A 6,979-nucleotide genomic window follows, 5' to 3' on the forward strand; every position below is an offset into this window, starting at 1 on the left:
GGTTACCCTCCCTTGCTATTAATTTTCGCCAACCGGAGCGAGTTTATAGGCTGGCCGTTAGCAAAACTATCGGGCGGCCGCAGCTTGAAACTCTCGCAAAGTCAGAAGGTTATACTGCGAGCAGTAACACCGTGTGGCAATTTAACCCTGACCTTAAACCCTATTCTGCGTATAACCTGGATTTGGCTTTTGAGTATTACCCAAAGCAGACTAACCGTTTTTCATTAACCCTGTTTACTAAATGGCTCGACGATTACATAGTAAACAAAGCTACACCATCTTCAGGAAATGAGGTTCACGTAATGGCCGTAAATGCCGAACAAGCCTGGCTTTATGGCATTGAAAACAGCGCACAGTTTGAAACCGCACTCAATGGAATTTCCCCGTCGTTACAGGCTTATCACCTGGGAATAGTCACCAATTTCAGTTACTCCCGAGGCAAAGTCGATTATTTTAATGATGTCACAGGCAGTCCTTTATCAACCAAGCAACTACCTTTTTTATCCCCTTGGCTGGCCCATATAACAGCTTACATAGAGGGCTATTCACTTAGTTTCCGTTTATCAGCCACTTACCGCGACAGCTACATAGCCAGGGTTGATGGCAATACCGCGCAGGATGAAGATGAAACCGGTTTTGAGCAAAGCCTGTATGTGGATGCTCTACTGGCCTATCAATTATCAGATAGCTGGGAGGTACGGATCGAGGCAACTAACTTAACCAATGAGCAGGAAATGCAGTATTCAGACTCCAGTCGTCGCCCATACAATACCACGGTTAGCGGTCGCAACTATTACCTTGGCCTCACTTATCATTATTAATGTGCAGATTTTAGTTTTCATCGACGCGGACAAGTACTTCGGGCTGTTCAATTTCTAAGGTTAAATAACGGTTTGGCGAAATCACAGTGCAAACCAGAGATAATTCGGCAGACAGCGTATGGCACGCTGCCTGCAGATAAAGGGGGAGACTTACATTGAGTAAGTCACGCCTAGATAGAAAGTGCGGCCGCTTACGGTCGTATTATACAACCGATCGTCAGAATCACTGTACTGCTCTTCACGCTCATCACTAAGGTTAATGCCTTCAAGACTAACCTTTAAGTTTTCAGAAATATTATAAAAAGCGGAGAAATCCCAGTATGTAGTGCCATGGAAACCGGCTTCATCCTGGTCACTACTGGAGGTTTCTACCTGAGTCAGGTAATCATCACGATGCGCAAGAGATACACGTACTCCCCAAGCGTCTGTTTCATAGTATAACGTGGCGTTATACGTGTTTTCTGACAAACCATAAAAAGGCCGGTAAACCGAAACGCTCTCGCCATCTATCAGGATGTTATGTAACGACTCACCATCTGCGTAAGTATAGTTGACAATCCCCCCTAACTTATCAAAAGGCGCTGGTAGAAATTCAAAATCGCGCTGCATGGCCACTTCCCAGCCAGAGAAGTCACTGTCTTCCAGGTTCTGCGGTTGCGAGAATGTGTAGATAGTTTGTGCTGTTTGCGGATTGCCATTTTCATCCAGCATGCCATCGATCAGTGCCATTGGGTACCCAGTATCACCAAACGCTACCGGTGCCACTCGGGTAGCAATAAAGTTATCGATATTTTTACGGAAGTAAGTTATTGAGGCGTAGCCCACATCGTCAAAATAGTATTCAACACTGGTTTCCATATTGATAGGTTCAAAAGGCTTTAGAGCCGGGTTACCCGCACTTATGCTAAGTCCACTTGCCCCCACCAGAGGATCGGTATTAACGGTGCCGGAAACAGACAGGCTACCCAGCGTAGGACGAGTGACGTTTTTACCTGCGCTGGCTCGGACAACCAAATTCTCAGTGGCATACCAAGCCAGGTTAAAGGTTGGCAACACACCGTCATACCCCCGTTCAACGGTGACATAATCGGTACCATTAACTAAACCGGTAGATTTGATATCCGTATCGAAGTAACGCAATCCAATACTAGCGCGAAGTTCACTGTCGGCCAGCATCATATCAAGGTCATAAAGCAGATATGCAGCCTGAGTCTCTTCGTTGACTTCATTTGGTGTATTGCTCATGGTGAGATGACGGTTTACGCCAAATTCGTCCAATACACCGTCTACATTGATGCTCAACCAGTTTTGCTTTTTATGGCCAGTATTGGTATAGGTTAGGCTACTGTCAATCACATCACTGACTGCACCACTTTGCCAGGCGCTGCGCATTTCATCGGCCGACTGCACGTTGTTGTTGCTGTGCTCAAAGGATTTAAAAGAGACCCCAAACTTCAGGCTGCTGACGTCGGTTAACCGATAGTCTGCATCCAGTTTAGCAATATCAAAGCCGTTCGATACTTCATCCTCTGCCAGATCAATTTCGTGATACCGGAATTCGTCGATGTTGCTTGGATCGTAGTCATTCTGATAAGTATTGGTGCCGTAGAAACGATCCTGACGATAATCGATAGTCATGTCACCGAAAGACTCCAGATAAACCTTTGCACTGTTACTTTCATAATCACTTTGCATGTGGCCAACCAGACCGCTGACAATCAGATCGTTGCTGACTGTCCACTCACCGTTCAGCACAATTTGCGAGACTTCCGTATTAGCGCTTTGATCACGACTTTCAGAATGCAGCGCTGTATTTTCCCACTGCGAATAAATAACTTCATTATTGGCGTTATACTCAAGGGCCGTCAGCGAAGAGCAGAAATAACGGTTGCTGTCGTAATCCGGGCCGGTACAGCCTAATGCAGTAGAGCTAGAACCGCGGCTTTGTAGATGAAATTCACCACGGTCGTTTTTTAGTTCACCGTACAGCGCATCCAAATCAAAAGACAGATCCGTAGTTGGGCGATATTGTAATGCCAGGGTTGCACCTAGGCGGGTCTGTTCACTGTTGAACAGCGAATAACGGCTACCACGGCTAAAACGCAGGTTACCGCTGTTTACCGCAGCCTGGTCGGCCGCCGACAGTGTCGAAATATCAGTTCCTTGCGCATTACGAGGACGCCAGCGGTAAGTATTGTAGCCCTGCTCACTGGTATCACGTTTGCTATAGGCAAGTGAAAATAAGGCGCCAAATTTATCCCAGGTATTCGACACCAAAGCAGCAATACGAGGGCTGGTATCATCGGTTAAGGAGTTATCACCAGCCTGGGCGCTAATTACACTTTTAAAACCGTCATAATCAAATGGTTTGGCTGTATTTAACTTAACGGTACCACCTATCCCCCCTTCGTCCATGTCAGCCGAGTAGCTTTTCTTAACATCAATCTGATTAAACAGTTCAGAAGCAAAGATATTAAAGTCAAACGAACGTGATGCGTTTACCGTTCCGCGACTATCCATTGGCGAAGAAGACGTACCTAACGCTTCCATGCCATTTAACTGCACCTGGGTAAAGTCGGCGTTTAGTCCACGCAGAGAGATTTGACGCCCCTCACCGGCTTCGCGCGTAATGGTGACCCCTGGAATACGTTGAATCGATTCAGCCAGGTTTAAACTTGGAAAATCAGCGATGTCTTCGGCCAGAATCGAATCCTGCGAACCCAACGCGTCTTTTTTCAGATCCTTGGCTTTTAGCAATGACCCGCGAAAGCCACTTACTACGATTTCTTCAATGGCGGTATCCTCGGCAATTTGTGCGGCTGCAGTCAGTGGCAATGAGCCCATAACGCTCATCACAGAGAGCGAAACTAAGCGTTTTCGAAAAGAAGGTTGCATAGTAAATCCTTAAATTAATGGTGTTAAGTTATTGGGTAAATGGGTTGGCGCGCACTAACGCGCCGTCATCAAATCGAACAACATGCCCGGTTTGTTGAGATTGCGGTGAGCGGTGATAAAAGTCGGTAGAAATAAACTGTGCGCCGCTACGCTGCGCGGCTTCAAACTGCGCCTGCATTTGCGCCGGAGTCGCACTAAAGTCGGCTTCAGCCCGGGTGCGCACTAAAAATCCCTGTTGGATAAGTTTGCGAATTTCTGCAAACTGAGTGTTGGGTTCATTGCGCACCATAATAGCGGCTTCGTCACTGTCTGACGGATAGGAGGCAAACATGCTGCGTCCCCGCAATGACGGATACCCTTGGGCATACAAATCGCGCTGACTGGGATTAGCGTCAAAAAGAAAAATAAATTTGCCCCGCAGGGAGTCAATGTCAGGCCAGCCAGCGCGACGAACCGCTTCGCTTAGCTGGTTAAATTCGCCTCGGATGGCATCGGGTGTTACCAGCTTGTCCTGCATGACCAAGCGAATTTCTGCATCCAACGCCTGGTAGGATTTTGCAGTAAAAGGCGCGGGCTCGGGGCTCGAAACAAATCCGGGCTGATTTTCCTTTGCGTTTAGCATCACCATTATCGGAAAATGCTGCGGATTACTGTTAGACCAGTTTTTTAATTGATTGAGACACTCTTTAAACACCACACAATGGCTCAGTACGTCTACATGGGGAATATGCAGCACTTTAAAGCCGGGTTGTGCCAGCGCCTGACGTTCTGATGTTGTTAACCATTGCTCATTGAGCTGGCGCGCCATTTCAGGAGTGTCGTATTGATTACCTTCAGGATCATTAACAACATCGATTTCCAGTTGGCGAAGCCCTAATGCCAACTGTGCGGCTAAGGTCGGGTGATGATAATTAATTTGCTGCGCCAGGCGTGGGTGCTCCGACTGTAACTGCGCGAATAAAGAAGGAGGCAAAGCCCTTTTATAACTGTTGTGGGACCCTATGATCTGATAATCACTTAAGGTTGCAGACCTGGCCAAAACAGGCAGCAGGCATAGCCCAATCAAACTGAAAAAACGCATTGTCACACTCCGGTTAGCAGGTATGAAAGAAAGAGGGTGCAGACTGCAAAACGGGGACGTGAAAACATCAAGAAAGACAAATTTTAATAAAAATGTCATATAGTTAGTGAAGATTTGATGACAATTTAAAAACACCAGTCCCCGTTTTCTGTTCCGCTTCGTCTTCTTCGATGCCTAACAATTTTTGGCAGTAAATCCCGACGAATAACACGCCAACAAACGGAGTGATACATGTTGAAAACGTTAATGCTAAACAGTGCTTTAATACTGGCTCTTCTCTGTTTGGAAACGGCGAAGGCGTCGACCAGCGACGACACTGAAACTTCTATACGCATTGCTTTTCTGGCCGACATTCACTTACACGATCCTTATGAAGCGGCAAAAGGCCTGCCTGATAACGGCTTGCCAAAAGATCCGTTAACCGGCGAGCCATTATTACTGCGCAGCATGCACGGACAGTTACATTCAACTCGACTCTTTAACGAAAATTACTGGGTATTACGGGCCGCGTTAGACACTATTGTCCAACAGGGAATAAATCTGGTAGCGCTGCCCGGCGATTTTTCTGACGACGGTCAGCCGGCAAATATCACAGCGTTAACACAGGTATTGGATGAGTATAGCGAGCGCTATAACCTGCGCTTTTATGCCATAAACGGGAACCACGATCCAACGCGACCATATAGTCGCCCCGGCGGGAAAACAGATTTTCTGTCGTCAGATGGCAGTGAAATAGCGGTGGCGAGCCAAGATCATCAGGCGTGTAAAAATCAACAGGCCTCGCTTTGTACAAATGCATTACAGGAATGGGGCTATGCTGAGATAATTGCTACTATGTCTGATCACGGTTTCATGCCCCATCAGGCAGACTTGCTCTTTGAAACCCCATTTGGAACCAAAGAGATGAACCGGAGACATTGGGATTGGTGCAACCACAAAAACCAGTGTATCGCTATGCCAGACAGCAGTTATTTGGTTGAACCTGTTGAGGGAGTATGGCTACTGGCAATTGATGCCAACGTCTATGAACCGGTAGGGGATTACAGCAACCGTCAATTTAAAGGTTCAGGCAATGCCGGTTATAACGCCCTGCTTCACTATAAGCCCAAACTCATTGAGTGGATAAGCGATGTAGCTGGACGCGCCAAAGCAAAAAACAAAAAACTCATCGCTTTTAGTCATTTTCCCATGGCTGACTTTTACGATAGCCAGGCCACAACCATGGCGCAGTTATTTGGCAATCAGGCAATGCAATTAAAACGATTGCCACATCAAAGTACAACGGAGGCGCTTGCCGCTACGGGCCTGACCCTGCATTTTGCCGGACATATGCACTTATACGATTTGTTTACTTCCGAGCAACACGGTTTACTCAATGTGCAAGTACCGTCATTAGCAGCCTATCAGCCAGGTTACACAGTACTAACGGTTAAACAAGGTAATCATGCCAATATCGAAACCGTGGTAGTGAAAGAGGTACCAAACTTTAACCGTTGGTTTACCCTTTATCAGACCGAGTGGCAGTATCGCCTTAACCAAGGCATAACAAACTGGCCAGCGTCAACCTTACTGACCACCAATTATTCTGACTTTACCAACGCTCACCTGAAACAAGTGATTCGCCAGCGCTACCTGCAACACGAGTGGCCGAAGGATTTAGCGAGCGTATTTACGCAACATTCTGTACAACGTGTTTTGAAACTAGCCGGCTGCCCAATCTCAGACGACTTGCCTTCCGATTTTCTGGAAAGCACCGCGATGCTTTTTATAGATGACTATTATCGCGCACGTAATGCTGGCGAATTTGCAGAATTAGAGGGTGATATAAAGATATATCATCAATTGTATCGTCACTTAGTTGAGGGTCAATGTGACGGAAGCCTGAGCAGTATTAGACTTGAACAGCGTGTTAATAAGGTGATGCAACTGATATTAGAAACACTTAATAGCGCGCAACAGGATAAGCAGCATTTCAACATCATACTTTGATACTTGCCGTCGATGTAAGAATTGGAATAGCTCAGATGGAACCAGACTTGCTCAAACAACGTACCAATTCCAAATAAGATCCCCTGTCATCCCGGGCTCGACCCGGGACCTACTCAAACAGGCCGGGATCTGGATTAACGTCGCCCCGGGCCTGACCCGGGGTCTATTCAAACAGCGTGCCGATGCCAAATAA

At 46.8% G+C, this 6,979-nt stretch carries 4 protein-coding genes; 2 read left to right on the plus strand and 2 right to left on the minus strand.

Features of this window, described 5'->3' with window-relative positions:
- Window positions 1–821 (plus strand): TonB-dependent receptor domain-containing protein (locus tag ACLR2L_RS17500; protein WP_413369949.1); only part of this gene is annotated, 821 nt, incomplete at its 5' end.
- 150 nt (window positions 822–971) lie between these two features.
- On the opposite strand, the gene ACLR2L_RS17505 is transcribed toward ACLR2L_RS17500, so the two are convergent.
- Both ACLR2L_RS17505 and ACLR2L_RS17510 read right to left on the minus strand, forming a co-directional pair.
- Window positions 972–3,716, minus strand: a complete 2,745-nt coding sequence (locus ACLR2L_RS17505; protein WP_413369951.1) for a TonB-dependent receptor — start codon at window positions 3,714–3,716, stop codon at window positions 972–974.
- A gap of 28 nt (window positions 3,717–3,744) precedes the next feature.
- Window positions 3,745–4,797: a Ca2+-dependent phosphoinositide-specific phospholipase C gene (locus ACLR2L_RS17510; protein WP_413369953.1), complete on the minus strand. Its 1,053-nt coding sequence runs from the start codon at window positions 4,795–4,797 to the stop codon at window positions 3,745–3,747.
- A 231-nt stretch (window positions 4,798–5,028) separates the two neighbouring features.
- On the opposite strand from ACLR2L_RS17510, the gene ACLR2L_RS17515 reads away from it, so the two are divergent.
- Window positions 5,029–6,786 (plus strand): metallophosphoesterase family protein, encoded by a 1,758-nt coding sequence (locus ACLR2L_RS17515; RefSeq protein WP_413369955.1) that lies wholly within the window; start codon window positions 5,029–5,031, stop codon window positions 6,784–6,786.
- Window positions 6,787–6,979: the final 193 nt, after the last annotated feature.

Source organism: Alteromonas sp. AMM-1, assembly GCF_047290655.1.
Lineage (GTDB): Bacteria > Pseudomonadota > Gammaproteobacteria > Enterobacterales > Alteromonadaceae > Alteromonas > Alteromonas mangrovi.